This is a genomic window from Caulobacter sp. GW821-FHT11A05 (assembly GCF_058809015.1).
Genome location: NZ_JBXASF010000014.1, coordinates 74,267 through 98,568, shown reverse-complemented (window position 1 = coordinate 98,568; position 24,302 = coordinate 74,267). Strand labels below are relative to the sequence as shown.

At 69.5% G+C, this 24,302-nt stretch carries 25 protein-coding genes and 1 tRNA gene; 13 read left to right on the top strand and 13 right to left on the bottom strand.

Annotated features, from left to right (window positions below):
• Nucleotides 1-239: 239 nt before the first annotated feature.
• Nucleotides 240-1,358, top strand: a complete 1,119-nt coding sequence (gene zapE, locus AC1RSK_RS18670; protein ID WP_492909116.1) for a cell division protein ZapE — start codon at nt 240-242, stop codon at nt 1,356-1,358.
• A gap of 187 nt (nt 1,359-1,545) precedes the next feature.
• On the opposite strand, the gene AC1RSK_RS18665 is transcribed toward zapE, so the two are convergent.
• Nucleotides 1,546-3,609, bottom strand: coding sequence for a calcium-binding protein (locus AC1RSK_RS18665; RefSeq protein WP_492909115.1), 2,064 nt, complete (start codon nt 3,607-3,609; stop codon nt 1,546-1,548).
• Between the two features lie 377 nt (nt 3,610-3,986).
• Here AC1RSK_RS18665 and sdhC point away from each other — a divergent pair, with 377 nt between their 5' ends.
• The 5 genes from sdhC to AC1RSK_RS18640 are packed head-to-tail and all read left to right on the top strand — an operon-like array spanning nt 3,987 to nt 7,794.
• Nucleotides 3,987-4,394, top strand: a complete 408-nt coding sequence (gene sdhC / locus AC1RSK_RS18660) for a succinate dehydrogenase, cytochrome b556 subunit (RefSeq protein ID WP_492909114.1) — start codon at nt 3,987-3,989, stop codon at nt 4,392-4,394.
• The gene (gene sdhD, locus AC1RSK_RS18655; protein WP_492909113.1) at nt 4,394-4,786 is read left to right on the top strand and encodes a succinate dehydrogenase, hydrophobic membrane anchor protein; all 393 of its coding nucleotides are present in this window, start codon (nt 4,394-4,396) and stop codon (nt 4,784-4,786) included. The genes sdhC and sdhD overlap by 1 nt, the downstream gene beginning before the upstream one ends.
• Nucleotides 4,786-6,573 carry a succinate dehydrogenase flavoprotein subunit gene (gene sdhA, locus AC1RSK_RS18650; RefSeq protein WP_492909112.1) on the top strand — a complete coding sequence of 596 codons (1,788 nt, stop codon included), beginning with the start codon at nt 4,786-4,788 and terminating at the stop codon, nt 6,571-6,573. Before sdhD ends, sdhA begins: the two co-directional genes overlap by 1 nt.
• Nucleotides 6,573-6,977 (top strand): GFA family protein, encoded by a 405-nt coding sequence (locus AC1RSK_RS18645; RefSeq protein WP_492909111.1) that lies wholly within the window; start codon nt 6,573-6,575, stop codon nt 6,975-6,977. The genes sdhA and AC1RSK_RS18645 overlap by 1 nt, the downstream gene beginning before the upstream one ends.
• Nucleotides 6,978-7,011: 34 nt before the next feature.
• A complete protein-coding gene (locus AC1RSK_RS18640; RefSeq protein WP_492909110.1) occupies nt 7,012-7,794 on the top strand; it encodes a succinate dehydrogenase iron-sulfur subunit in 783 nt (260 codons plus the stop codon).
• A gap of 8 nt (nt 7,795-7,802) precedes the next feature.
• Here the strand turns inward: AC1RSK_RS18640 and AC1RSK_RS18635 are convergent, their stop codons facing one another.
• On the bottom strand, nt 7,803-8,084 hold the full coding sequence (locus tag AC1RSK_RS18635; RefSeq protein ID WP_492909109.1) for a hypothetical protein: 282 nt from the start codon (nt 8,082-8,084) through the stop codon (nt 7,803-7,805).
• A gap of 205 nt (nt 8,085-8,289) precedes the next feature.
• Between AC1RSK_RS18635 and AC1RSK_RS18630 the strand changes: the two genes are divergently transcribed.
• The 3 genes from AC1RSK_RS18630 (at nt 8,290) to AC1RSK_RS18620 (ending at nt 10,528) form a co-directional block, all read left to right on the top strand.
• A complete protein-coding gene (locus AC1RSK_RS18630; protein ID WP_492909108.1) occupies nt 8,290-8,850 on the top strand; it encodes a hypothetical protein in 561 nt (186 codons plus the stop codon).
• 62 nt (nt 8,851-8,912) lie between these two features.
• Entirely contained in the window at nt 8,913-10,172 is a 1,260-nt protein-coding gene (locus tag AC1RSK_RS18625; protein ID WP_492909107.1) for an NAD(P)/FAD-dependent oxidoreductase, read from the top strand.
• Between the two features lie 35 nt (nt 10,173-10,207).
• Nucleotides 10,208-10,528, top strand: coding sequence for a 2Fe-2S iron-sulfur cluster-binding protein (locus AC1RSK_RS18620; protein ID WP_492909106.1), 321 nt, complete (start codon nt 10,208-10,210; stop codon nt 10,526-10,528).
• Nucleotides 10,529-10,695: 167 nt separating this feature from the next.
• Here the strand turns inward: AC1RSK_RS18620 and AC1RSK_RS18615 are convergent, their stop codons facing one another.
• On the bottom strand, nt 10,696-11,139 hold the full coding sequence (locus AC1RSK_RS18615; protein WP_492909105.1) for an ExbD/TolR family protein: 444 nt from the start codon (nt 11,137-11,139) through the stop codon (nt 10,696-10,698).
• A gap of 199 nt (nt 11,140-11,338) precedes the next feature.
• Complete coding sequence (locus AC1RSK_RS18610) at nt 11,339-13,657, bottom strand: PAS domain-containing sensor histidine kinase (protein WP_492909104.1); 2,319 nt, start codon at nt 13,655-13,657, stop codon at nt 11,339-11,341.
• A 159-nt stretch (nt 13,658-13,816) separates the two neighbouring features.
• Between AC1RSK_RS18610 and AC1RSK_RS18605 the strand changes: the two genes are divergently transcribed.
• Nucleotides 13,817-14,221, top strand: a complete 405-nt coding sequence (locus AC1RSK_RS18605) for a metallopeptidase family protein (protein ID WP_492909103.1) — start codon at nt 13,817-13,819, stop codon at nt 14,219-14,221.
• A gap of 22 nt (nt 14,222-14,243) precedes the next feature.
• On the top strand, nt 14,244-14,660 hold the full coding sequence (locus AC1RSK_RS18600; protein WP_492909102.1) for an SWIM zinc finger family protein: 417 nt from the start codon (nt 14,244-14,246) through the stop codon (nt 14,658-14,660).
• Between the two features lie 189 nt (nt 14,661-14,849).
• On the opposite strand, the gene lptB is transcribed toward AC1RSK_RS18600, so the two are convergent.
• From lptB to AC1RSK_RS18575, 5 genes are all read right to left on the bottom strand, one after another.
• The gene (gene lptB / locus AC1RSK_RS18595; RefSeq protein ID WP_492909101.1) at nt 14,850-15,620 is read right to left on the bottom strand and encodes an LPS export ABC transporter ATP-binding protein; all 771 of its coding nucleotides are present in this window, start codon (nt 15,618-15,620) and stop codon (nt 14,850-14,852) included.
• 2 nt (nt 15,621-15,622) lie between these two features.
• Nucleotides 15,623-16,135, bottom strand: coding sequence for an LptA/OstA family protein (locus AC1RSK_RS18590; RefSeq protein ID WP_492909100.1), 513 nt, complete (start codon nt 16,133-16,135; stop codon nt 15,623-15,625).
• A gap of 5 nt (nt 16,136-16,140) precedes the next feature.
• The gene (gene lptC, locus AC1RSK_RS18585; RefSeq protein ID WP_492909099.1) at nt 16,141-16,749 is read right to left on the bottom strand and encodes an LPS export ABC transporter periplasmic protein LptC; all 609 of its coding nucleotides are present in this window, start codon (nt 16,747-16,749) and stop codon (nt 16,141-16,143) included.
• A gap of 22 nt (nt 16,750-16,771) precedes the next feature.
• Nucleotides 16,772-17,389: a ribonuclease D gene (locus AC1RSK_RS18580; RefSeq protein WP_492909098.1), complete on the bottom strand. Its 618-nt coding sequence runs from the start codon at nt 17,387-17,389 to the stop codon at nt 16,772-16,774.
• A gap of 127 nt (nt 17,390-17,516) precedes the next feature.
• A tRNA-Leu gene (locus AC1RSK_RS18575) sits at nt 17,517-17,603 on the bottom strand.
• Nucleotides 17,604-17,736: 133 nt separating this feature from the next.
• Between AC1RSK_RS18575 and AC1RSK_RS18570 the strand changes: the two genes are divergently transcribed.
• Nucleotides 17,737-18,696 (top strand): complex I NDUFA9 subunit family protein, encoded by a 960-nt coding sequence (locus AC1RSK_RS18570; RefSeq protein WP_492909097.1) that lies wholly within the window; start codon nt 17,737-17,739, stop codon nt 18,694-18,696.
• 139 nt (nt 18,697-18,835) lie between these two features.
• On the opposite strand, the gene queG is transcribed toward AC1RSK_RS18570, so the two are convergent.
• From queG to AC1RSK_RS18555, 3 genes are all read right to left on the bottom strand, one after another.
• Complete coding sequence (gene queG, locus AC1RSK_RS18565) at nt 18,836-19,960, bottom strand: tRNA epoxyqueuosine(34) reductase QueG (protein ID WP_492909096.1); 1,125 nt, start codon at nt 19,958-19,960, stop codon at nt 18,836-18,838.
• 30 nt (nt 19,961-19,990) lie between these two features.
• Nucleotides 19,991-20,677 (bottom strand): FtsZ-binding protein FzlA, encoded by a 687-nt coding sequence (gene fzlA, locus AC1RSK_RS18560; RefSeq protein ID WP_492909095.1) that lies wholly within the window; start codon nt 20,675-20,677, stop codon nt 19,991-19,993.
• A 128-nt stretch (nt 20,678-20,805) separates the two neighbouring features.
• The gene (locus tag AC1RSK_RS18555) at nt 20,806-21,891 is read right to left on the bottom strand and encodes a citrate synthase/methylcitrate synthase (protein WP_492909094.1); all 1,086 of its coding nucleotides are present in this window, start codon (nt 21,889-21,891) and stop codon (nt 20,806-20,808) included.
• An 82-nt stretch (nt 21,892-21,973) separates the two neighbouring features.
• On the opposite strand from AC1RSK_RS18555, the gene AC1RSK_RS18550 reads away from it, so the two are divergent.
• Nucleotides 21,974-23,122: a citrate synthase gene (locus tag AC1RSK_RS18550; protein WP_492909093.1), complete on the top strand. Its 1,149-nt coding sequence runs from the start codon at nt 21,974-21,976 to the stop codon at nt 23,120-23,122.
• On the opposite strand, the gene AC1RSK_RS18545 is transcribed toward AC1RSK_RS18550, so the two are convergent.
• Nucleotides 23,119-24,279: an aspartyl/asparaginyl beta-hydroxylase domain-containing protein gene (locus tag AC1RSK_RS18545; RefSeq protein WP_492909091.1), complete on the bottom strand. Its 1,161-nt coding sequence runs from the start codon at nt 24,277-24,279 to the stop codon at nt 23,119-23,121. The genes AC1RSK_RS18550 and AC1RSK_RS18545 overlap by 4 nt on opposite strands.
• Between the last annotated feature and the right edge of the window lie 23 nt (nt 24,280-24,302).

Here is a 24,302-nt window from a genome sequence, read left to right as displayed (position 1 = left end):
TCGGGGGAGGGGGACCGCGCGCGGATACGCGCGTGGTGGAGGGGGTCCCCACCGGCGGTCAGGTCAGCGCGCCCGCGAACGTCTGCGGTGACCCCCTCAGTCAGCCGCTGCGCGGCTGCCAGCTCCCCCGAGAGGGGGAGCAACTAATCTTGGCGTCCGCCGGAACCACGGAGGCAGGCGGGCGACTGTTCCGTTTCAACAATTGCCGCCGCCGCCCGCCCGCGCTAACCCCCACACCAATGCCGTCCTCCGTCCGCACCGCCTATCGCGACCGCCTCAAGGCGGGCGACATCCAGCCGGACGCGGCCCAGGAGCGGGCCGTTGCGGCGCTGTCCCGGCTGGAGGCCGACCTCGACCAGGCCGGCGAGCCCGGCTTCTCGCTGTTCGGCCGCAAGCCCAAGAGCCAGAAGGGCGTCTATCTGTGGGGTCCGGTCGGGCGCGGCAAGTCGATGCTGATGGACCTGTTCTTCGACAGCGCCCCGGTCACCCGCAAGCGTCGCACCCACTTCCACGGCTTCATGGGCGAGGTGCACGGCCATATCGACGCCTGGCGCAAGGGCGACGCCGCCGCCCGCAAGGCCCGATTCGGCCAGTCCAAAGGCGACGACCCCATCGTCCCGACCGCCGAACTGATCGCCGGCCAGGCCCGGCTGCTGTGCTTCGACGAGCTGCAGGTCACCGACATCGCCGATGCGATGATCCTGGGGCGGCTGTTCGAGGCCCTGTTCGAGCACGGGGTGACCCTGGTCGCCACCTCCAACCGGCCGCCGGACGACCTCTACAAGGACGGCCTCAACCGCCAGCTCTTCCTGCCCTTCATCGACATGCTGAAGAGCCGCATGGAGGTGGTGGCCGTCAAAGGCCCGACCGACTTCCGCCTCGACCGGCTGAAAAGCGCCCGCGTCTGGCTTTCCCCGCTCGACCCCGACAATGAGCGCGCCTTCGACGCCCTGTGGGCCGACATGCTGGACGGCCAGCCGGAGACCGGCGCGAGCCTGGAAGTGCTGGGCCGCAAGGTTCACCTGCCGCGGGCCAGCGGCGGCCTGGTCCGGGCCAGCTTCGCCAGCCTCTGCGACACGGCGCTGGGCCCCAACGACTACCTGGCCATCGCCGGCCGCTTCCACACCGTCTTCCTGGAGGACGTGCCGCGCCTGACCCCGGCCCGGCGCTCGGCCGCCCGGCGGTTCAACACCCTGGTCGACGCCCTCTACGAGGCGAAGGTGCGGCTGGTGACCCTGGCCGAGGTCGCCCCGCGCGACCTCTATCCCGAGGGCGAGGGCGCCTTTGAGTTCGAGCGCACGGTGTCGCGGCTGGAAGAGATGCAGTCGGCCGATTGGCTGGAGCAGGACCGGGACTAGGCCCCCAACGGCTCCCCAGACAGGAGCCCAAAATAGTCGCGGCGGATCAGGTCCCCCCGATCCGCCGCTTCCCCCCGCGCTGCCTGCCGCTCCCCCCGAGCGGACCTGAGCCGATGAAGGGCGCTCCCTTGCCACGGGCCTTTCGGCCCGGGCAGTGGAATTTTTAACGCCTATTTTTGGGTCAGGCCTAGAGCAGCCAGCCACCGTCCGACGGGGCCGAGGCCCCGGTCAGCACCGGCGCGCCGGTGGCGTCGCCGTCGACCCGCAGCTGGTAGTCGGCCTTGCCGTCGCCATCGATGTCGAGGCGGACCAGGGTCTGGTTGTTGGCCAGATCGTAGGTCAGCATCGCCTCGCCGGCGTGGAAGCCGAAGCTGGAGACGAAGGCGAAGGCCTGGTCGCCGGCCACGGCGCTGTCGGCGTCGATCGACGAGAGGTCGATGCGGTCGCCGTTAGCCGCCGAGAAGTCGGTGATCTGGTCGGTCTGCAGGGCCAGGGCGCTGGAGGCCGACAGGCGCACCGAGTCGGCGCCGATCATGAAGCGGTCGGCGCCGCTGCCGCCGGTCAGCACATTGTTGCCGGCCCCGCCCTCGATGAGGTCGTTGCCCGTGCCGCCGTTGATGTTGTCGCTGCCGGCCCCGCCGACCAGGCGGTCTTCGCCGCCGTTGCCGACCAGCTTGTCGTTGCCGTCCAGGCCCATGAGGACGTTGCCGCTCTCATTGCCGGTCAGGTTGTTGCCTTCGGCGTTGCCGGTCCCGTTGGCCGCCGTCCCGGTGAGGACGAGGCTCTCGATGTTGGCGCCCAGCGTCCAGTTCAGGCTGGCGCGGACGGTGTCCGAGCCCTCGCCGGTCAGTTCGACGGTCTGGTCGCCCGCATCGTCGACGACGTAGACGTCGGCGCCCTGGCCGCCGACCATCAGGTCAGCCCCGGCCCCGCCGTCCAGGATGTTGGAGGCGACGTTGCCGTAGATGCGGTTGTAGCTGGCGTCGCCGGTGCCGTTGATCGCCGCCGCGCCGTCAAGCTGCAGCACCTCGACGTTGCCGCTGAGGACGAAGCTGACGGTCGAATGGACGAGGTCGTCGCCCTCGCCGGCCAGTTCGAACACCTGATCGAGCAGGTTGTCGACGTAGTAGACGTCGTTGCCGGCCCCGCCGCGCAGGCTGTCCTTGCCCTGGCCGCCGATCAGGTTGTCGTTGCCGCCGCCGGCGTTGATGACGTCATCGCCCGAGCCGCCGTCCATGTAGTCGGCGTCGCGGCCGCCGATCAGGGTGTCGGCGCCGACCTCGCCGTACAGTTTGTCGCCGCCGTCGCCGCCGTCGATGATGTCGCTGCCCGTGCCGCCGAACAGGGTGTCGACGCCAGCGCCGCCGGCGATGGTGTCGTCGCCGCCCTGGCCGTAGGCGACGTCGTTACCGGCCCCGGCGCTGAGCACATTGGCCCCGGCGTTGCCGGTCATGTGGTTGGCGGAGGCGTTGCCGATGCCGCTGATGTCGGCGACGCCGGTCAGCACCAGGGTCTCGATGTTGGCGCCCATCAGGTAGCTGATGCTGGCCTCGACGGTATCCGTGCCGCTGGCGGCCCCTTCGATGACCACGTCGCCGGCGTCATCGACGACGTAGGTGTCGTTGCCCTTGCCGCCGGTCATGACGTCGGCGCCGCTGCCGCCGTTCAGGCGGTCGATGCCCTCGCCGCCGAGGATGGTGTCGTCGCCGGCTCCGCCGTTGAGGATGTCGTTGCCGTCACCGCCGTCGATGCTGTCGTTGCCGGTCAGGCCGTTGACGGTGTCGCTGCCGATGCCGGCGCTCAGGATGTCAGCAAGGGCCGAGCCCTGCAGGACATCGCCCTGGCCATCGACGCCGTTTATGGTGATGGTGGCGGTGGCGGTGGCGCCGCCGGTGACGGTGTAGGTGAAGCTGTCGGTGGCGGTCAGGTTCTGGGCGCCGGATCCGGCGCCGCCCAGGGAATTGAAGGCCCCGTTGGTCAGGTACTGGAAGGTGCCGTTGGCCTGCAGGGTCAGGTAGGCGCCGGACGGCAGCAGGATCTTCACCCCGACGGCGGCGGCCTGGCCGTTGACCTCGGTGATGGCCAGCAGCGGGGAATCGGCGCCCGAGCCGTTGTCGGCTCGCACGTTGCCCACGAAGCCGGCGTTCTCGGCGACGGTGAAGGCGTCGTTCTGCGGCACCTTCTGGACGACGACGTCGCCGTTCGGGATGCTCTCTGAGCCGGTGATGCCGGTATCGACGATCGTATTCACGATGTTAGCCCCTGTTTTTGGGCGTCACCCCAGTTTGGGGACGCTTAATCAAAACTTAAGGCTGGGGTATTGCTCACACTCCGAAGGGCTCCGGCAGTGGAATAAATTTGAACGATTTTAGCGCGCGAAGCGAAGACCTCGCCGAAAGCCGCCTGACGCTAGAAAATTAACTACGAAGTCCCTCGAACCGGGTCGATTGACCGATCAGGACCTCGTTTGACCTGACCGGACGCGCCGGAAATACCGCCAGACGCCCCGACGTCCCCTAACGGGAGGCTTTCCGCGAGCGTTTCGCAACAACCGCCCCGCCGTTGACACCCGCGCCTTGGGGATTAAACGAACCTCCGTGTCTCAAGACCCGCCACTCCGGAATCCCCATGACTGAAGCCAATCGGGGCGTTCGCGAACGTCCGCGCTCGCCGCACCTGCAGGTCTGGCGCTGGCATGTGACCATGCTGACCTCGATCCTCAACCGCGTGACGGGGGTGGGTCTCTACGGCGCCTTCCTGATCGGCGCGGCCTGGGCGGTCTGCCTGGCGGCCGGACCGGAGGCCTACGGGACCTTCATGAACCTGATGGGCAGCGCCATCGGCCGGCTGGCCCTGTTCCTGATCACCGTCTCGGCCTTCTACCATCTGGCCTGCGGCATCCGGCACCTGGTGTGGGACGCCGGCAAGGGCTTCGACATCAAGACCTCGGACGCCAGCAGCTGGGCGGTGATCATCTTCGGAGTCGTCGCCGCCATCGCCGTCTGGGTCATCGCCGCCATGACGGGAGTTCTGTAATGGCCGGCAAGTTCCGCACCCCCCTCTCCCGCGCCCGCGGCCACGGCGCCGCCCACCACGGGGCCGGCCACTGGGTCTCCGAACGGGTCAGCTCGATCGCCCTGGTCCCGCTGACCCTGTGGGCGGTCTACGCCGCCATCCACCTGGCCCCGCTGGGCCGCGACCTGGCCATGTTGTGGATCGCCAGGCCGCTCAACGCCCTGCTGCTGGTGCTGACCTTCGCCGTCGGCGCCTACCACATGCATTCGGGCCTGCGCGTCGTCATCGAGGACTACCTGGAGACCGTCTTCGCCCGCTCGGCGGCGCTGCTGGCCAACCTGTTCGTCTGCGTCCTGGCCAGCGGCCTGGCCATCTTCGCCATTCTCAAGATCGCGTTCGGAGGGGCCCTCTGATGGCGACCTACCAGTTCATCGACCATACCTACGATGTCGTCGTGGTCGGGGCCGGCGGCTCCGGCCTGCGGGCGGCGCTGGGCTGCGCCGAGGCCGGCCTGAAGACCGCCTGCGTCACCAAGGTCTTCCCGACCCGCAGCCACACGGTGGCGGCCCAGGGCGGCATCTCCGCCTCACTCGGCAACATGGGCGAGGATAACTGGCGCTGGCACATGTACGACACCGTCAAGGGGTCGGACTGGCTGGGCGACCAGGACGCCATCGAATACCTGACCCGCAACGCCCCGGCCGCCGTCTACGAGCTGGAGCACTGGGGCGTCCCCTTCAGCCGCACCGAGGAAGGCAAGATCTACCAGCGCGCCTTCGGCGGCATGACCAAGAACTACGGCGAGGCCCCGATCCAGCGGACCTGCGCCGCCGCCGACCGCACTGGCCACGCCATGCTGCACACCATGTATGGCCAGAGCCTGCGCAAGAACGTCGAGTTCTTCATCGAGTACTTCGCCCTCGACCTGATCATGGACGAGGGCGTCTGCCGGGGCGTCACCGCCTGGAAGCTGGACGACGGCACCCTGCACCGCTTCCAGGCGCAGAAAGTCATTCTGGCCACCGGCGGCTACGGCCGCGCCTACCTCAACGCCACCAGCGCCCACACCTGCACCGGCGACGGCAACGCCATGGTGCTGCGCGCCGGCCTGCCGCTGCAGGACATGGAGTTCGTGCAGTTCCACCCGACCGGCATCTACGGGGCCGGCTGCCTGATCACCGAAGGCGCCCGCGGCGAAGGCGGCTACCTGACCAATTCCGAGGGCGAGCGCTTCATGGAGCGCTATGCGCCGACCGTGAAGGACCTGGCCCCGCGCGACATGGTCAGCCGGGCCATGACCATCGAGGTCCGCGAAGGGCGCGGCGTGGGTCCGAACAAGGACCATATCTTCCTGCACCTGGATCACCTGGACCCGGCCATCCTGGCCGAGCGCCTGCCCGGGATTTCCGAGACCGCCAAGGTGTTCGCCGGCGTCGACGTCACCAAGGCGCCGATCCCGGTGCTGCCGACCGTCCACTACAACATGGGCGGCATCCCGACGAACTACCACGGCGAGGTCCTGACCCTGAAGGAAGGCAACGCCGACACCCCGGTGCCCGGCCTGATGGCCGTCGGCGAGGCGGCCTGCGTCTCGGTGCACGGCGCCAACCGCCTGGGGTCCAACAGCCTGATCGATCTGGTGGTGTTCGGCCGCGCCGTCGGCCTGCGTTGCGCCGAGACGGTCAAGGCCGGGGCCACCCAGCCGGAGATGAAGGACGCCTTCACCGACGGCCACCTGGCGCGCCTGGACCGCTTCCGCAACGCCAACGGCTCGACCCCGACCGCCTCTCTGCGCCTCGACATGCAGCGGGCCATGCAGGAAGACGCCGCCGTCTTCCGCACCGGCGAGACCCTGGAGACCGGCGTCGCCCGCATCGCCAAGGTCCTGGCCAGCCGCGGCGACATCAAGACCACCGACCGCGGCCTGGTCTGGAACAGCGACCTGATGGAGACGCTGGAGTTCGACAATCTGGTCGGCCAGGCGGCCGTCACCGTCGGCGGGGCGCTGAACCGTCCCGAAAGCCGCGGGGCCCACGCCCGCGAGGACTATCCGGACCGCAACGACGGCGACTGGATGAAGCACACCCTGGCCTGGTTCGATGACGCCACCGGCGCGGTGCGCTTCGATTTCCGCCCGGTGCACAGCTACACCCTGACCAACGAGATCGCCTATATTCCCCCGAAAGCGCGTGTGTACTGATGGCCCTTACCGGCGGCTGCTTCTGCGGCCATCTGCGTTACGAGGCCTCCGGGACCCCGTTCGACGAGACCCTGTGCCATTGCGCCATGTGCCGGGGCACGACCGGGGCTCCGGCCGTGGCCTGGTTCACCGTGCGCCCGCGCGACTTCAAGTTCACCGAGGGCAAGCCGACCAAGTTCGAGTCATCGGAAGACGGGGTGCGCAGCTTCTGCCCGCAATGCGGCACGCACATCCTCTTCCAGAGCACCAAACGGGCCGGCGAGGTCGATGTCTCGACCTCCAGCCTGGACGATCCCGACGCCTGCCCGCCGAAGGATCAGACCTACACCGCCAGCCGCGTGCGCTGGATGGACGACCTGCCCAGCCTGACCAGCTTCCCCCGCACGCGAGCGGACGGCCGCTGATGACCCTTATCGCCTGCTCCAAGGATCCCGCCTGATGGTCCAGCTCACGCTTCCCAAGAACAGCCGCGTCGGCAAGGGCCGCCACTTCGCCGCCCCGTCCGGCGCCAAGCGGACCAAGACCTTCAAGATCTACCGGTACGACCCGGAAGGCCTGGAGAACCCGCGCTGGGACACCTATGACGTCGACGTCGACGCCTGCGGGCCCATGCTTCTCGACGTGCTGATCCACATCAAGAACAACATCGACCCGACCCTGACCTTCCGCCGCTCCTGCCGCGAAGGCGTCTGCGGGTCCTGCTCGATGAACATCGGCGGCCGCAACACCCTGGCCTGCACCCACGGCTGGGAAGAGGTTCCCGGGGCCCAGATCACCATCGCCCCGCTGCCCAGCCTGCCCGTGGTCAAGGACCTGGTCCCCGACCTGACCATGTTCTACGCCCAGTACGCCTCGATCGAGCCCTGGCTGCAGACCGAGACGCCGATGCCGCAGAAGGAATGGCGCCAGGCTCCGGAGGACCGCGAGAAGTTGGACGGCCTCTACGAGTGCATCCTCTGCGCCTGCTGCACGACCAGCTGCCCCAGCTACTGGTGGAACGGCGAGAAGTACCTCGGCCCGGCGACCCTGCTGCACGCCTACCGCTGGCTGATCGACAGCCGCGACGAGGCCACCGGCGAGCGCCTGGACGCCCTGGAAGACCCCTTCAAGCTCTACCGCTGCCACACCATCATGAACTGCGCCCAGGTCTGCCCCAAGGGCCTGAACCCGGCCAAGGCCATCGCCGAGATCAAGAAGATGCTGGCCGAGCGGGTGGTCTAGGTTCGCCTTCAGGGCCACGGGGCACAACCGCCCGGTGGCTCGCCGGCCAGATAGCGTTGACATTCGCGAAGGATCAGCGCGCGGGCTTCGTCTTGCGGCATCCATCCGGCGTCGACGGGCTTGTCGTACTCTTCCTCATGCGACCACTCCGGCTTGGGATGCGGATCGTCGCCGATATCGACGCGCCAATGGTCGTGCCGCGACCGGAAATAGAACCGCTTGGAGCCGACCCGCCCCTCCGCCTGGACGGGACAGTTGCCGCCGATCCACTCGATGCTGATGCTCTCCACCTGACCAAGCCTTTCTTCCGGAGCGGCCGATTCTCTCACACCGATCACCCCGACGAAAGTCGGGGCCCAGTGTCCACGCAGCTTGGTCGCTTGCTCAAATCAGAGCCGGCCCTTCAACAACCTGCCATCTGGGCCCCGACTTTCGTCGGGGTGGTCGGGTGAAGGGGAACCTGTCCCTTTGGCCCAGTCCGGATAAGCTCTGGCAATGATCCGGCGCCGAGAGACTCCGCACATCCTGGCTTTTCTGTGGGGCGTGGCCGAGGCGACCCTGTTCTTCGTCGTTCCCGACCTGCTGATCAGCTACCTGGCCATGACCCGGGGCTTCAAGGCCGGAGCCTGGGCCAGCCTGTTCGCCGCCCTCGGCGCGGTCGTCGGCGGGGCCATCATCTTCCTCTGGAGCGCAGGCGATCCCACAGGCGCTCACCGGGCCGTGGCCGCCGTGCCGGCCATCTCCGAGACGATGATCGCCGACGCCCAGGCCGACATCGACGCCAACGGCTGGCTCGTCGCCGCCCTCAAGGGGCCGCTGACCAGCACGCCCTACAAGGTCTATGCCCTGCTGGCGCCCCGCAGCGGCGCGCCGTTGGCCGCCTTCGCGCCGGCCGCCCTGCCGGTGCGGCTGCCGCGTTTCCTGTTCGTGGCGGCGGTGTTCGCCCTCATCGGCCAGGCGATCGGGAGGCGCCTGGACCGAAGAATCCTGTTGGCTGCCTTCACGTCAGGATGGTTGCTGTTCTATGGCTGGTTCTGGATGTCGTATCCCGGATAAGGCTTGGCGGGATGAAGCCGCTTGCACAAAGGTGACGCTGGCGTCATTTTTAGCGACAACGAATGAGGGAGGGCCGCTTGGCCGATCTGGACTCCAGGGTGGTGATCGTCGGGGCCGGCCATGCCGGCGGCTCAGCGGCGGCGTTCCTGCGCCAGTATGGCCATACCGGCCCCATCGTGCTGGTCGGCGACGAGCCGCTGGTCCCCTACCAGCGCCCGCCGCTCAGCAAGGCCTGGCTGAAGGGCGAGGCCGACGCCGAGTCCCTGAGCCTGAAACCGGCCGAATGGTACGAGGAGAACGACTGCCGGCTGATCCTCGGCGCGACCGCCGTGGCCCTGAACCGGGGCGCCAAACAGGTCACCCTCTCCAACGGCGCGACCCTCGACTACGACTATTTGGTAATAGCTAGCGGGGCGCGGGCGCGGATGCTGCCCATCCCCGGGGCGGAGCTGAAGGGCGTCATGGCCCTGCGCACGGCGGCGGACGCCGAGGCCCTGAAGGCCGCGCTGGGTCCCGGTAAGCGGCTGGCCATCGTCGGCGGCGGCTATGTCGGGCTGGAGGTGGCCGCCTCGGCCCGGGCGCTGGACGCTGATGCCGTCATCCTGGAGCGCGAGCCCCGGGTGCTGGCCCGGGTGGCCTGCGAGGCGCTGTCGACCTTCTTCACCGACTATCATGAAGCCCGCGGCGTGACCTTCGAGCTGTCGGCCGGGGTCGAGGCCTTCGAAGGCGCAAGCCTGGAGGGAGGGGGCGGCCAGGTCACCGGCGTCAAGCTGTCCGACGGCCGCGTCCTGCCCTGCGACGCCGTCATCGTCGGGGTCGGGGCCATCCCCAACGACGAGATGGCCCGGGCCGCCGGCCTCGACTGCGTCAACGGCGTCGTGGTCGACCTGGAGGCCCGCACGGCCGATCCGCATGTGTTCGCCGTCGGCGACGTCACCCACCGGCCCCTGCCCCACTACGACCGCATGTTCCGCCTGGAAAGCGTGCCCAACGCCCTGGAGCAGGCCAAGCAGGTCGCCAGCGCCATCACCGGCCGGGCCGGGCCGCATCCCGAGGTGCCGTGGTTCTGGTCGGACCAGTATGACCTCAAGCTGCAGATCGCCGGCATCCCGTTCGACGCCGACCAGGTGCTGTTGCGCGGCGATCCGGCCACGGCGAAGTTCGCCGTCTTCCACCTACAGGGCGACCTGGTGCGGGCCGTCGAGGCGGTCAATGCCCCGCCGGAGTTCATGATGGGCCGAAAGTTGATCGAAAACCGCACGCCGGTGATCATTGATAAGCTTGCGGACGTAACGGTTTCCATGAAAGAGGTCGCGGCCTAAAAAGGCGCGCCAAGAAGAAGGTCCAAGGGGAGCGTATGGCCAAGATCACCTACGTCGAGCATGACGGCACCGAACACACCATCGAGGTGAAGAACGGCATGTCCGTCATGGAAGGGGCGATCAAGAACAACGTCCCCGGCATCGACGCCGACTGCGGCGGGGCCTGCGCCTGCGCCACCTGCCACGTCTATGTCGACGCCGCCTGGCAAGGGAAGACCGGCGAGAAGTCGGCCATGGAGGAGTCGATGCTCGACTTCGCCGAAAACGTCGAGGACAACAGCCGCCTGTCCTGCCAGATCAAGGTCAGCGACGACCTCGACGGCCTGGTCGTGCGGATGCCGGAAAGCCAGCACTAGAGACGCGCGAAAGTCAGAGGGGACACATTGAAATCTTCGATTTCAATGTGTCCCCGTTTCGCTGTGCGATCGACAGGGGCCCACGACGCCGGCCGGGTACGCTTGCCGGCGCCGTGAGCCCCCATCCCCCCGCGGCTGCGAGGGACCCGGTCTTCCGCCTCGGGTCTCTATTGGATGTCTTCGGCCATCAGGTCGATCTTATGGAAGCCGCCGTCCTGCAGGGCGTTCACCACCCCCATGAACTGGTCGTACTTCACCTCTGCGTCCGCCCGGACGACGATGCGTTGCGCCTGCGGCAGGCCAGGGATGCCATTGGCCTTCATCGAAGCCGGCAAGGCCGACGGCAGGGCGGCCAGGCTGGTCAGGGTGTCGCCGATGTAGACGCCGCCGCCCTTCTGCAAGGACACGATGGTCAGCCTCGGCGGCTGGGCGGTCTTCGGCGGGTTGGCGACGGGCAGGTCGACCGGGATCGACACCGTCGCCATCGGGGCGGCGACCATGAAGATGATCAGCAGCACCAGCATGACGTCCACGAACGGCGTGACGTTGATGTCGGCGTTCTGACTGATCGAGAAACGACCGGCGCCGGCGGTAGCGAGTTTGGCGGCCATGAGCTCTTCCTCCCATCGATGTGAGATTAAGAGCGTAATATTTTAATCTTGTAAACCGCAATCTGCTTTCATCCTCCGGCCGCGCCGCGGACCGGGGGCCCCATCGCGGCTCCAGAAAGACTCCAGGCGGATTTCACGCGGACAGATGGGTCCCCCGGTTGCCGCTTCGCGGCCCCGGAGGATGACAGCGGAGGGGTGTTTAGAGCCCCAGCTCCCGCTGACCGGTCTCGATGTGCGCCGCTTCCGGCAGGTGGCAGGTGAACACCGCCCCGGCCCCGGGCTCGCTCTCCAGGGCCACCCAGCCGCCATGCAGCTCGACCAGCGACTTGACCAGCGCCAGGCCCAGGCCCGGACCGCCCCGATCGCGGCCGACGAAACGGTCGAATATGTGAGCCTGGACATGGAAGGGGATGCCCCGGCCGGTGTCGGCGACGCTGAGCCGCACTTCGCCGAGCGCCCGGCGGGCGGTCAGGGTGACCTTGCCCTGCGGCGGGGTCTGGCGGATGCCGTTTTCGACCAGGTGGTCGAGGACCTGGGCGAAGCGCTTGGGGTCGCCGCGGATCAGGCCCACCTCGTCCTCGCAGTCGACGACCAGCTCGATCTGGCCGGCCTCGGCGTGGCGGCTCCAGCGTTCGGCCGTCTCGTTGAGGAGTTCGCAGACCCGCACGTCGGCCACTTCCAGGGCGATCTCGCCCGAATCGATGGCGGCGATGTCGAGCACGTCGTCGATCGAGCGGCCCAGCTGGGCGCCTGCGGTGCGCACGGCGGCCAGATGGCCCCGGGCCCGCTCGGGCAGGGCGTCGCCCATCCGCTCCAGCAGTTCCGAATAGCCGATGATGGTGGTGAGCGGGGTGCGCAGTTCGTAGGAGACGTTGCCGACGAACTCGCGCTTCAGCCGCTCGGCCTCGGCCAGGGCGTTCTCGCGGTCGGCCAGGGCGCTTTCCAGGCGGCGGGTGTCGGTGACGTCGGCGAAGGCGATCAGGGTGGCGCCGTCGGGCAGCGGCCGCGACTGCCAGGCGACGATGCGGCCGTCGCTGGTGCGGGCCTCGCCGGAGGCCGGAGCCCGGGCCTTGGGATCGGGGTCGGCGATGCGGCCCTTCAGCTCGGTCCAGAACTGCTGGTCGTGCAGGCGTGGCAGGCAGCGCTCGACGACGCCCTCGAAATCGATAGCCCCCTCCAGGTCGGCGGCCGGGATGTTCCAGAACTGGGCGAAGGCGTCGTTGTGCAGCCGCATCAGGCCGTCGGCCCCGAACACGGCGACAGCGTCGTTGAGCTTGTCGAGCGTCGCCTGCTGCACCTGGATGAAGGCGTTGTAGCGGGACTTCAGTTTCAGCTCGTCGGTGATGTCGCTGAACAGCAGCAGCACCCCGCCCAGCGGGTGGGGCTGGTGCACGACGCGCAGGGTGCGGCCGTCGGGCAGGCTCCACAGGTCGTCGGGCTGGGCTTTCAGCGACTCGTAGCGGGCCAGCTCGCCGGCCTTCCAGCCGGCGTAGTCGGCGGTCTCGGGCAGGCGGCGGCGCTGACGCAGGCGGTCGAGGATCTCGCCGTGGGTCGGGTTCTCGGCCAGCCAGGCCGGCTCCAGGGCCCACAGCTGGGCGAAGGCGGCGTTGTGGAAGGCCAGGCGGCGGTCGCGGCTGAAGATGGCGACGGCCTCGGCGATGTGGTTCAGCGTCTCGTCGTGGGCGGCGACGTGGCGCTTGAGGGCCTCGCGGATATCCTCGGACTCGGTCAGGTCGCGGGCCGACATGGCGACATCGCCGCCTTCCAGCGGGGCGGCGCGAATCTTGAGAGCCCGCCGACGGCCGCCGATGGTGATGCGCTTGACGGTCTCGCGCCGCTCGCCGCTCTCGGCCGCCTCGCGGGCCAGGGCGTCGGCCTCGGGATCGAGGCTGAGCTTGCGGGTGACGGCGTCGGCCAGGTCCTCGGCGGCGACCGCCTCCAGCCACAGCTTGTTGGCCCATTGCACGGAGCCGTCGGCGGCGGCGATCCAGGCCGGCTCGCCCATCCCGTCGAGGAACGACGCCAGCCGGGCGGCGGTCGGCAGGGCGGCCTCGCCGGCGGCCAGGGCGGTCAGCCGCAACCAGGCCTGGGCCCCGGCGGCGCGGCCCTCGACCGAGACGGCCCCGAACGGCCCGCGGGCCTCGAAGGCGCAGGCCTCGCCCTTTTCGGTCAGGGCGCGCAGGCGGCGCGCGTGATCGGTGTCGGCGCCGATCATCGCCTCCATCAGGGCCTGTGGATCGTCGTCCTCCAGGTCGAAGGCGGCGGCGCAGGCGGCCAGCGCCTCTTCACCCGAGGCCAGCCGGGCGACGCCGTCGTCGACCACCACCAGGGCGCAGTCGAAGGCCTCGGCCGAGGCGCGGGCGGCCTGGGCGCCGGCGGTCAGCTGGTCGATCTGGGCTTCGAGGCTTTTGGCGCGCGCGTCACCGGCCCTGCGCTGAGCCACCGCCCACAGGGTCGCGCAGATCGCCAGACTGACCGAACCGGTCGCCGCCGCGAGGATCAGGTCGGATGGACCCAATGGAAGTTTGCCCCTCGAATCACCGTTAACCCTACGCCTGTAACCTGCTTCGGGCGAAGAGGCCGCTGGCGAATGGACGCGCCTTGGTTTGCTGCGCCCGTCCGGGCGGCGGAACCGCAAACACTTCCGCCTGACGGGCGCAGCAGCCATATCAGACGGATGAACGCCTGGACCAACGCCGCCGCTCCCTCGCTGGATGATTTCGCCGTGCTGGCGCAGGCCGCCTTCGACGGCTTGCCCGAGCCGTTCCGCCGGCTGGCCAAGGAAGCGGTGGTCCGCATCGACGACTATGCTGACGACGAAACCCTGGCGGCGCTGGGCATCGAGGACGTCTTCGAACTGACCGGCCTCTACCACGGCGTCGACCTGACCGAGCGCTCGGTGTTCGACCCCAGCCCGCTGCCGCCGCGCATCTTCCTCTACCGCCGGCCGATCCTCGACGAGTGGGCGGAGCGGGGGGATGTGACTCTGGGCGAGCTGATCACCCATGTGCTGGTGCATGAGATCGGGCATCATTTCGGCCTGTCGGACGACGACATGCACCGGGTCGAGGACGAAGGGTGAACGAATCGGCTAGATTCGCCCGATGAGCCAGCTGTTCGATATCCCCGCCCTGACCGACGGCGTCCCCGAGGCCCGGGTGATGCGCGGCGAGAACTACTTCGGCCATGGCTGGGTGGAGCTGGTCGACTATGGTCCCGGCGGGGTGCTGGCCCATGTGATGGGCGAGCGGGGCATCGCCTATGTGGTCGAGATGAAGGCGGCCGACGGGCGGGACGCGGTCTGTGGTTGTCCGGACTTCGAGGACTCCAGGCTGATCTGCAAGCACATCGTGGCGACGGCGCTGAAGGCCAACGCGGTCGACGACGTGGACCTGAAGGAGGCGGCGCAGCGGATTCCGCGCCTGCGGGACATGCTGGACATGGAGGGGCGCGACGACGCGGATGACCTGGCGCTGCGGGCGCGGCGGGATCCGGCGTTGTTGAAGGAGTTGGAGGGGTAGCGGGTTAGCCCCTCCCTCCCCTTTATGGGGAGGGACAGCGAGGCGAAGCCTCGCAGGGTGGGGAACTCAAGTGAAAGGGCGCCAACCTTCGCGATTAGCGCCCTTCATCCGACTTCCCCACCCGTCACGCTACGCGTGACACCCTCCCCATAAAGGGGAGGGAGCGCGCGACGTCTGCTCCGCCCAACCCTAAACGTTCACCGGCTGCCCGAACCGTTCGCCCAGGTACACCCGCCGCACTTCCGGATCGTCGATGATCTCCTGCGGCGAGCCTTCGAACAGCACTTCGCCGGCGTGGATGATCGAGGCGCGGTCGATGATGTCGAGGGTTTCGCGGACGTTGTGGTCGGTGATCAGGATGCCGATGCCGCGGCCCTTCAGGTAGCCGATGACCTCGCGAATGTCGGCGATGGCCAGGGGGTCGATGCCGGCGAAGGGCTCGTCGAGCAGCATGAAGGCCGGCTCCGAGGCCAGGGCCCGGGCGATTTCCACCCGCCGGCGCTCACCGCCCGACAGCGAAATGGCCGGGGCGGCGCGCAGATGCTCGATGCGCAGCTCTTCCAGCAGTTCGGTGGTGGTGCGGACCGCCTGATCGCGGTCGGGCAGGCGCATCTCGACCACCGCCATGACGTTCTGCTCGACCGTCAGCCCGCGGAAGATCGAGGCCTCCTGCGGCAGGTAGCCGACGCCCAGCCGGGCGCGCTGGTACATCGGCAGGGCGCTGATGTCGGCCCCGTCGAGCAGGATGCGGCCGTGGTCGACCGGGATCAGGCCGGTGACCATGTAGAAGCAGGTGGTCTTGCCGGCCCCGTTGGGGCCCAGCAGGCCGGCCACCTCGCCCCGCGCCAGGCGCAGGGAGACGTTCTTGACGACCTGGCGATCACCGAAGCGCTTGCCGATGCTCTCGACGACGAGGCCGGCGCCTGTCGCCTGGCCCAGCGGCTGGGGGGCGTCCTTCATGCTCAGCCGGGGTTTCCGGTCGGGTAGAAGACGCCGCGCACGCGGTTCTTGCTGCCGCGACCCTTGGAGCCGGCGAACATCTGCGACTGACCGGTCTGCAGGTTGATGACCACCTTCTCGGCCCGGGCGACGCTCTTGCCCTGCACGACCACGACATTGCCGGTCAGGGTGATGGTCTCGCCGCGGGCGGTGTAGACGGCGGTGTCGGCGCGGATCGTGCGGTCCAGCTCGACGTAGTAGACGTTCCCTTCGGCCACCAGGCGATCGGTCTCGCCGCATTCGTCGCCCTTCTTGACCGCATAGACGTTCAGGGTCTGGGCGCGCAGCCGGGTGCGGGCCTGCAGGGCCTCGACATCGCCCTTCCAGATCGAACGGCATTCCTGAGTCAGGAAGTCGGACTGGTCGGCGGCGATATCCACGGGCGCGTTGGAGCGCGGCGCGATCTGCGCCTGGGCGGTTCCCGCCAGAGCCAGCGCGACCGTCCCGGCCGCCATCATCGTCAGCTTGCGCATCATCTGCCTTATTTCTCGATCCGGGCCCGGACCCGGCCCTTCATGGTCACCCGACCGGTATCACGATCCACGTCATAGGAGTTTGCCTTAACCTGGCCAAGCGGGCCATCGCCGACAAAACCCTGTTGGCCGCTGATCTTCCCCGTCCGGGTGTCGATTATGCTGTCGTTCGTGGCGACACGTTGGCCTTGCCCGTTATCGATGCGCACGTCGCCGCTGAGACGCAGGATTCGGGTCTTCTCGTCATAGACGCCGCGCCTGGCGGTCATCCGCGACGGGGCGCCGGTCTCGCCGCCGAGGGTCAGCACCGGATCGGTCAGCACCACCTGTTCCATCACCGCATCGCTGCGCGCCGCCGAGCCGGCCCCGATCAGGAAGCTGCGGCCGTCGGCCATACGGCCCATGAAGCGGGCCCCGACCAGCTTGATCTCGGTGGCGGTGATCTTGGGCTTCTGCGCGCCGGCGCGGATGGAGCTGAGGGTGAAATAGCCGGCCAGGGCGATGACCAGCGCCCCCATCAGGGCCGGCAGCAACCAGCGCAGCACGCGGATGACGGCCGAGCGGCGCTGCCAGGCCTCGAGGCGGTTGTGGGGGATGGTGGCGGCGGCGGCGGTCATCAGGGTCCTAGATAGGGACGATTCAGCTGTGAGCGAAGATGTCGGTCTCTTCCCAGCCGGCCAGGTCGAGGGTCGAGCGGGCGGGCAGGAAGTCGAAACAGGCCTGGGCCAGGGCGGTGCGGCCCTCGCGGGCCAGCATCATCTCCAGCTTGGCCTTGGCGGCGTGCAGGTAGAGGACGTCGCTGGCGGCGTAGGCCAGCTGTTCGGGGGTCAGGGTGGCGGCGCCCCAGTCGCTCGACTGCTGGGCCTTGGAGAGGTCGACCCCGACCGTCTCCTTGACCACGTCCTTGAGGCCGTGGCGGTCGGTGTAGGTGCGGGCCAGCTTGGATGCGATCTTGGTGCACCACACCGGGGTGGTGACGACGCCCAGGTGCAGCTCGAACATGGCGATGTCGAAGCGGCCGAAGTGGAAGATCTTGACCACCGACGGATCGGTCAGCAGGGCCTTGAGGTTGGGGGCGTCGTAGGTCTCGCGGTTCAGCTGGACCATATGGGCGTCGCCGTCGCCGGCCGATATCTGCACCAGGCACAGGGGATCGCGCCGGAAGCGCAGACCCAGGGTCTCGGAATCGATGGCGAGGCTTGTGGCGCCGGCGAACAGGCCGGCGGGCAGGTCGCCGATGTGAAGGTGATTGGCCAAGTGGTTCTCTCTCGGGGAGCCTGTCAGGCGGAAGTGTATGCGGTTCCGCCGCCCCGACAGGCTCTAATGCATCGTGAGGCGCGTCATACCATAAAGGCCGGCGCCTGCGAGTTTAAGAGAGAAGGGGTGGTGCCCAGGAGAGGACTCGAACCTCCACGACCGTTAAGTCACTGGCACCTGAAGCCAGCGCGTCTACCAATTCCGCCACCTGGGCCCGCCATCGATCCTTGTGGGATCGCCGCGAAGGCGCGCTCATTACGGCAGGCTTTCGGTGCGGTCAATGGCCGAGATTGCGAATATCCTCGCCGTCGTCTAAGCCCGCCGCAGTTCAAGAGATAGGCGACGCCATGCAAGGTCTGGTCACGGTTTTCGGCGGCACCGGTTTCATCGGCCGGCAGGTGGTTCGCGCCCTGGCCAAGAAGGGCCTGCGGGTCCGCGCCGCCGCCCGCCAGCCGGGACGCGGCTATCGCCTGCGGATGCTGGGCGACGTCGGCCAGATCGAGGTGGTCCAGGCCAACATCCGCGACAAGGCCTCCATCGCCCGCGCCGTCGATGGCGCCGAGGCGGTCATCAATCTGGTCGGCATCATGCGCGAGAGCGGCCGCCAGCGGTTCCTGGCCATCCACGGCATGGGGGCCCGCAACATCGCCGAGGCCGCCGCCCTGGCCGGCGCCAAACGCCTGGTGCAGGTCTCGGCCATCGGCGCCGATGCCAACGGCGAGGCCAAGTACGCCCGCTCCAAGGCCGAGGGCGAGGCCGCCGCGCGCGAGGTCTTCCCGGGCGCCGTCATCGTCCGCCCCTCGATCGTGTTCGGGCCGGAGGATCACTTCTTCAACCGCTTCGGCCTGATGGCGGCGCTGAGCCCGGCCCTGCCGCTGATCGGCGGCGGCCATACGAAGTTCCAGCCGATCTACGTCGGCGACCTCGCCGCCGCCATCGCCCAGGCCGCCGCGAGCGACGCCTTCGCCGGCCAGACCGTCGAGCTGGGCGGTCCGGCCGTCTATGACTTCAAGTCGCTGATGGCCTTCGTCTGCACCGAGACCGGCCGCAGGCGCATCCTGGCGCCGGTGCCGTTCCCGATCGCCGGACTGCTGGGCATGGCCGGCGACCTCGCCGGCATGGTCATCGCGCCGCCGATCACCAGCGATCAGGTGGAACTGCTGCGGACGGACAATGTGGTGACCACCGGGGACGGCCTCGCCGCCTTCGGCATCACGCCCAAGTCCATCGAGGCGGTCGTCCCAGCCTACCTCTACCGCTACCGCAAAGGCGGCCAGTACGCGGCGACGCCTGAGGGGGCGTACTAGCACCCTCCCTCCCCTTTATGGGGAGGGACAGCGAGGCGAAGCCTCGCAGGGTGGGGTACTCGCGTGACGAAGCGCGCTGCATCCGACTTCCCCACCCGGACGGCTTCGCCGTCGTCCCTCCCCATAAAGGGGAGGGAGGTCAGGCCCATTCGGCCAGCACGGACGGATCGCTCTCCACAACCGCCCCCCGCAACGCCTCCGATCGCTCCGGTACGAGCCGCCTCAATGCCCAGACCGCCGCCCCGCGCACCACCGGGTTGGCATCCCCCAACAGCGCCTCGACCTCCGGAACCAGCGCCAGGTCGCCGCTGTTCCCCGCCGCGTACAGCACATTCCTGACCAGCCGGTCGCGCCCGATCCGCGTCACCGCGCTCTTGCGGAACAGCCGCCGGAACCCCGCCTCGTCGAGTCGCGCCAAGTCCGCCAACGCCGGCTCCTCAAGCTCGGCCCGCGCCTGCAGCCCCACTTCGCGCGCTTCGACGGCGAACTTGTTCCACGGACAGACCGCCAGGCAGTCGTCGCAGCCGTAGATGCGGTTGCCCAGCGCCGGCCGCAGGGCCGCCTCGACCGGCCCCTCATGCTCGATGGTCAGGTAGGAGATGCAGCGCCGGGCGTCGAGCTGGAACGGCGCCGGGAAGGCGTTGGTCGGGCAGATGTCGAGGCAGGCGCGGCAGGTCCCGCAGGCGTCCTCGCTGGCCGCGTCGGCCGGCAGCTCCAGGCTGGTCAGCACCGAGCCGAGGAACAGCCAACTGCCCAGCTCGCGCGAGACGAGGTTGGTGTGCTTGCCCTGCCAGCCCAGGCCCGCCCGCTGAGCCAGCGGCTTTTCCATCAGAGGGGCGGTGTCGATGAACACCTTCACCTCGCCGCCGTACTTGGCCTTGATCCAGCCGCCGAGGTTCTTCAGGCGGCCCTTGATCAGGGCGTGGTAGTCGTCGCCCCGGGCATAGGCGCTGATCAGCCCGTTCGAGCGCCGCGCCAGACCCTCCAGTGGATTGCTATCGGGGCCATAGGACAGGCCCACGACCACGGCGCTCTTCGCCTGCGGCCACATCGCCGTCGGATGCACCCGCCGGTCCAAGGTCTCCTGCATCCAGGCCATGTCGCCATGCCGGCCCGCCTCGACGAACTGTTCCAGCCGCGCGCCCGCCGGCCAGGGATCGGCCGCCGAGGCGATGCCGCAGGCGTCGAAGCCCAGCCAGGCGGCGCGGGCGCGGATGGCCTCCACGGGCGCCTGGGTCGGTTTGAAGGGAGGGGCGGCGGTCACGGCCGTCTCCATACTCCGGCGAGCGCCGGGTCAGAAGTCCAGGTCGTCGTAGTGGGCGGCGGGGGCGAGGCCCGGCCAGCGGTCGGCCAGCAGCGGCCGGAAGCAGGGCCGCGACTTCAGCTTCATGTACCAGGTCTGGGCGGCCGGGAAATCGCGCCAGGGCACGTCGCCGAAATAGTCGATCACCGACAGGTAGGCGGCGGCGGCGAAGTCGGCCAGCGACACCCGCTTGCCGGCCAGCCAGTCGCGTTCGCGCAGCAGGCTTTCGAGATACTGCAGGTGAACCTTGAGGCCATCACGGCCGGCCCGCAGGTTGGCCAGGGCCGGGGCGCCCAGGCCCAGCAGGCGCTTTTCCATCTTCTCGTGCAGCAGCAGGCCAGCCACCTCGAAGTCGAACTTGCGGTCGAACCATTGGACGATGCGCCGGGCCTCGGCCCGCTCGGCGGCGTCGCGGCCGAGCAGCGGCGGCTCGGGATAGGCCTCTTCCAGATGCTCCAGGATGGCGCGGGCCTCGCAGACCACGACGCGAACACCCCCCGAGACCTCGACCAGCACCGGCGGCACGCCGGAGGGATTGAGGGCGAACAGCTCCTGCGGCCCTTCCCAGTACCGCACCACCTGGTCGCTGAACGCCAGGCGCTTTTCGCCCAGCGCCAGCCGCACCTGGCGCGAGGCCGGGTCGAGGGGGAAGTGGTAGAGGGTGCGTTCGACGCTCATCGAGGGGGACAACTTAAGCCAGTTGTCCCCGCATTGCGCCCATTCGGATTAACGCGTCGTTTACTACGCCGCGATCCCCAATCCTTTTCGCGGCTTACGCCGCGATGCGGGGCCCCTCTTTCCTTGAATCACGCCGCGATACGCGGCGTGGGGCCGACATATTCCGACTGTGGCCGGATCAGCCGTCCGCCCGCCAGCTGTTCCCGCGCATGGGCCAGCCAGCCGGCCGTGCGGCCCATGGCGAAGACGCCGGTGAAGGTGGCCGGCGGGAAGGCCAGGGCCTCCAGCAGCAGGGCGGTGAAGAACTCGACATTGACGTCCAGCGGCCGGTTGGGCCGATGTTCCTTGAGGATGGCCAGGGCCGCCGTCTCAACCGCCTCGGCGAAGGCCAGCCGGCCGGGCAGGCGATTGCTCTCCTCGGCCAGGCGCCGCACCGCCCCTTTCAGCGCATCGGCCCGGGGGTCGCGCACCCGGTAGACCCGGTGGCCGAAGCCCATCAGCCGCTCGCCCCGCTCCAGGGCCGCCTCGATCCAGGGCCGGGCGTTCTCCGGCTTGCCGATGGCGTCGAGCATCTCGATCACCGGCCCCGGTGCGCCGCCGTGCAGCGGGCCCTTGAGGGCTGAGATGCCGGCCAGCACGGCGCTGGTCAGGCCGGCCCGGGTCGAGGCCACCACCCTCGCCGCAAAGGTCGAGGCGTTGAGGCCGTGGTCGCAGACGGTGACCAGATAGGCGTCCAGCGCCTCGGGATGGCCGGCCGGCGGCGTCTTGCCGTGCAGCATGCGCAGGATGTCGGCGGCGTGGCCCAGCGCCGGGTCAGGGGCGACAGGCGCGTCGCCGGCCTGCAGCCGCACGATGGCGGGGGTGAAGACGGCCGGGGCCGCGATCAGCCGCAGGGCCGTGGCCAGGTCGTCGCCATCGGCCAGCCGGGCGGTCAGGGCCCGCATGGCCTCGACGGGACCCAGGGCCAGCAGGCCGTCGTCGACCGCCTGCACCTCGTTGAACACCTCGACACGAGCGCGGCCGAGGGCGGCGGTCAGGTCGTCGGGCAGGTCGTCATAGAAGCCGTCGAACAGCAGCCGCACGACCTCCTCGTAGCGGGTGGTCCCGGCCAGCTGGTCCAGGGTCCAGCCGCGGATGACCAGGCGGCCGGCCTTGCCGTCGACATCGGACAGCACGGTGCGGGCGGCGACGACGTCTTCGAGACCGTCGGACATGTGTTGATCCCCTTGTTTCAACTTGTTCTGCGGTCGAAATCGGCCCAATGTTGATCAACGTCAATCTTGATCAATATAATCAATGTCAACCGACTGGATCGACCGCGAAACCGCCCTGCAGCGCCTCGGCGTGCGGTCTCAGACCCTCTACGCCTATGTCAGCCGCGGCCGGGTCGACGCCCGGCCCGATCCGGGCGATCCGCGCCGCAGCCTCTATCGCGCCGCCGACATCGGAGCCCTGACCGATCGCCGGGCGCGGGGCCGCAAGGCCTCGGCCGTCGCCCAGAGCGCCATCGCCTGGGGCGAGCCGGTGCTGGCCAGCGCCATCACCACCATCTCGGGCGGCCGCCTCTGGTACCGCGGCCGCGACGCCGCCCAGTTGGCCGAGACGCAGACGCTAGAGGCCGTGGCCAGGCTGCTGCGCGGTGGCCATGGCGCGGTGCTGAAGACCCTGGAGCGCACCGCGCCGCCCTTGCTACCCGACGGCCGCGCCCGGCTGTTCGCGGCCCTGGCCGCCCGCGCCGCCGCCGAGCCGCCGGCCAGGGGCCGCGCGCCGCTGGCCCTGGCGCTGGAGGGGGCGGGCCTGCTCGACCTGGTCGCCGACGCGGTTTGCGGCGGGCTGGGGACCGGGCCGGCCCACGAGCGCCTGGCCGCCGCCTGGGGCCAGCCCTCGGCGGCTGACGCCATCCGCCGGGCTCTGGTGCTGCTGGCCGACCATGAGCTCAACGCCTCGACCTTCGCGGCGAGGGTCGCCGCCTCGACGGGCGCGGGCCTGTCGGCGGCGGCGCTGGCGGGCCTGTGCGCCCTCTCCGGCCCGCTGCACGGTGGCATGGCGGCCCGGGTCTGGAACCTGGTCGAGGAATCGCGCCGCATCGGCCCGGCCGCCACGGTCGCCGGCCGCCTGGCCCGCGCCGCGCCCACCCCCGGCTTCGGCCACCCGCTCTATCCGGAGGGCGACCCGCGCGCGGAGGCCCTCCTGGCCGCCTGCCCGCCCACGGAGGACCTCGCCGCCCTGCTGGACGCGGTGGAATCGGGCACGGGCGAACGCGCCAACATCGACTTCGCCCTGGTGGCCATGGCCGAGGCCCTTAGGCTTCCGCAGGACGCGCCGTTCCTACTGTTCGCCGTCGCCCGCTCGGCCGGCTGGATCGCCCATGCGGTCGAGGAAGGCTCGGGCGGCCGGCTCATCCGGCCGCGGGCGCGGTATGTCGGGCCGGCGGTGGGGGTCTAGCTGGCGTAGAAGTCCTGCCGCGCCAGCATCATCGCCGAGACCAGCTCCCGCTCGGCCTCGCTGAGCAGTGGGTTCCAGATGTCGAAGATCAGGATCACCCGCAGCTTGTCGGCGTCGTTCCAGGCCTCATGCTCGATGGTGTCGTCGAAGGCCCAGGCCTCGCCCATCCGCCATTCGCGGATGTCGTTGCCGACCCGGAACCGCGCCGGGCCCGGCAGGATCAGCGGCAGGTGGACCAGCAGCCGGGCGTTGGTCGAGCCGGTGTGGGCCGGAATGTGGGTCCTGGCCTCAAGCGCCGAGAACAGCGCCGTCGGCGCGAACCCCGGCTGGTCGCACATCGGCAGGCGCGACAGCAGCTCGGCGGTCTTCGGGCACTGCTGGCAGGCGCCCTCCTGCCGCGTCCCGTCCTTCCACAGCCACAGCGACCGCCAGCGGCGGGACTTGTTGAGTTCCGCCCACTGGTTGACCGGGGCGCCGGCCGGATAGTCGATGTAGGGGGCGAAGTCGGCGTCGGCGGCGGTGAGCGCGCCTTCCAGCTCGCCGCGGATCATCTCGCTCGCCGCCTCCAGCTCCGGGAACCAGGGGAAGTGGGAGCGGTCGAAGAAGGGCACCGCCGGCAGCCGCGGGTAGTGGAAGTCGATCGGCTCGGAGACATAGGCCCGCTTGCGCCCCGACAGGATCTGCAGCGCCTCGTCGAAACGCCCCAGGCTCTGATTGCCGTGCCGGCCGCGCACCTCGGCGACCCGGGCGTCCAGATGCTGGGCCAGGCGGTCGGTCTGCTGCTCGACCACCGCCCGGGCCCGGGCCATCGGCGCGGCGACGCCCGGCGGCAGCCGATCGGCCGGCGGGGCGATCTTCAGCACGTTCTTGTAGATCGGCGCGGCCGCCTTGGGTCCCGACAGCTGTTCGACCAGGGCCGCCTTCGAGAGCAGGGCCATGAAGTGGTAGGGATCGGCGATCAGCACCCGGTCGAGGCTGGCGATCGCCGCCCGCAGGTCGCCGCTGACCCGCTGGGCCAGGGCGATGCTCATGAGGATTTCGAGATCGTCCGGGGACTGATCGCGCGCCTGGTTGAGCAGCGACAGCGCCTGCGCGGCATCACGCCGCTGCAAGGCGGCCATCGCCTGACTGACCAGATCGGCCCCCGCCGACGCCATCGCAGTATCCTGAACGCCCGCTA

Bases quoted from the DNA above. Each gene is read 5' to 3' on its own strand.
- AC1RSK_RS18620 (WP_492909106.1), top strand. From the start codon at position 10,208: ATGGCCAAGATCACCTACGTCGAGCATGACGGCACCGAACACACCATC.
- sdhD (WP_492909113.1), top strand. From the start codon at position 4,394: ATGGCCGGCAAGTTCCGCACCCCCCTCTCCCGCGCCCGCGGCCACGGC.
- AC1RSK_RS18645 (WP_492909111.1), top strand. From the start codon at position 6,573: ATGGCCCTTACCGGCGGCTGCTTCTGCGGCCATCTGCGTTACGAGGCC.
- AC1RSK_RS18605 (WP_492909103.1), top strand. From the start codon at position 13,817: ATGAACGCCTGGACCAACGCCGCCGCTCCCTCGCTGGATGATTTCGCC.
- AC1RSK_RS18625 (WP_492909107.1), top strand. From the start codon at position 8,913: ATGAGGGAGGGCCGCTTGGCCGATCTGGACTCCAGGGTGGTGATCGTC.
- AC1RSK_RS18555 (WP_492909094.1), bottom strand. From the start codon at position 21,891: ATGTCCGACGGTCTCGAAGACGTCGTCGCCGCCCGCACCGTGCTGTCC.
- zapE (WP_492909116.1), top strand. From the start codon at position 240: ATGCCGTCCTCCGTCCGCACCGCCTATCGCGACCGCCTCAAGGCGGGC.
- AC1RSK_RS18600 (WP_492909102.1), top strand. From the start codon at position 14,244: ATGAGCCAGCTGTTCGATATCCCCGCCCTGACCGACGGCGTCCCCGAG.
- AC1RSK_RS18590 (WP_492909100.1), bottom strand. From the start codon at position 16,135: ATGATGCGCAAGCTGACGATGATGGCGGCCGGGACGGTCGCGCTGGCT.
- fzlA (WP_492909095.1), bottom strand. From the start codon at position 20,677: ATGAGCGTCGAACGCACCCTCTACCACTTCCCCCTCGACCCGGCCTCG.
- lptC (WP_492909099.1), bottom strand. From the start codon at position 16,749: ATGACCGCCGCCGCCGCCACCATCCCCCACAACCGCCTCGAGGCCTGG.
- AC1RSK_RS18545 (WP_492909091.1), bottom strand. From the start codon at position 24,279: ATGGCGTCGGCGGGGGCCGATCTGGTCAGTCAGGCGATGGCCGCCTTG.
- AC1RSK_RS18615 (WP_492909105.1), bottom strand. From the start codon at position 11,139: ATGGCCGCCAAACTCGCTACCGCCGGCGCCGGTCGTTTCTCGATCAGT.
- sdhA (WP_492909112.1), top strand. From the start codon at position 4,786: ATGGCGACCTACCAGTTCATCGACCATACCTACGATGTCGTCGTGGTC.
- lptB (WP_492909101.1), bottom strand. From the start codon at position 15,620: ATGAAGGACGCCCCCCAGCCGCTGGGCCAGGCGACAGGCGCCGGCCTC.
- AC1RSK_RS18640 (WP_492909110.1), top strand. From the start codon at position 7,012: ATGGTCCAGCTCACGCTTCCCAAGAACAGCCGCGTCGGCAAGGGCCGC.
- AC1RSK_RS18630 (WP_492909108.1), top strand. From the start codon at position 8,290: ATGATCCGGCGCCGAGAGACTCCGCACATCCTGGCTTTTCTGTGGGGC.
- sdhC (WP_492909114.1), top strand. From the start codon at position 3,987: ATGACTGAAGCCAATCGGGGCGTTCGCGAACGTCCGCGCTCGCCGCAC.
- AC1RSK_RS18570 (WP_492909097.1), top strand. From the start codon at position 17,737: ATGCAAGGTCTGGTCACGGTTTTCGGCGGCACCGGTTTCATCGGCCGG.
- AC1RSK_RS18550 (WP_492909093.1), top strand. From the start codon at position 21,974: ATGTCAACCGACTGGATCGACCGCGAAACCGCCCTGCAGCGCCTCGGC.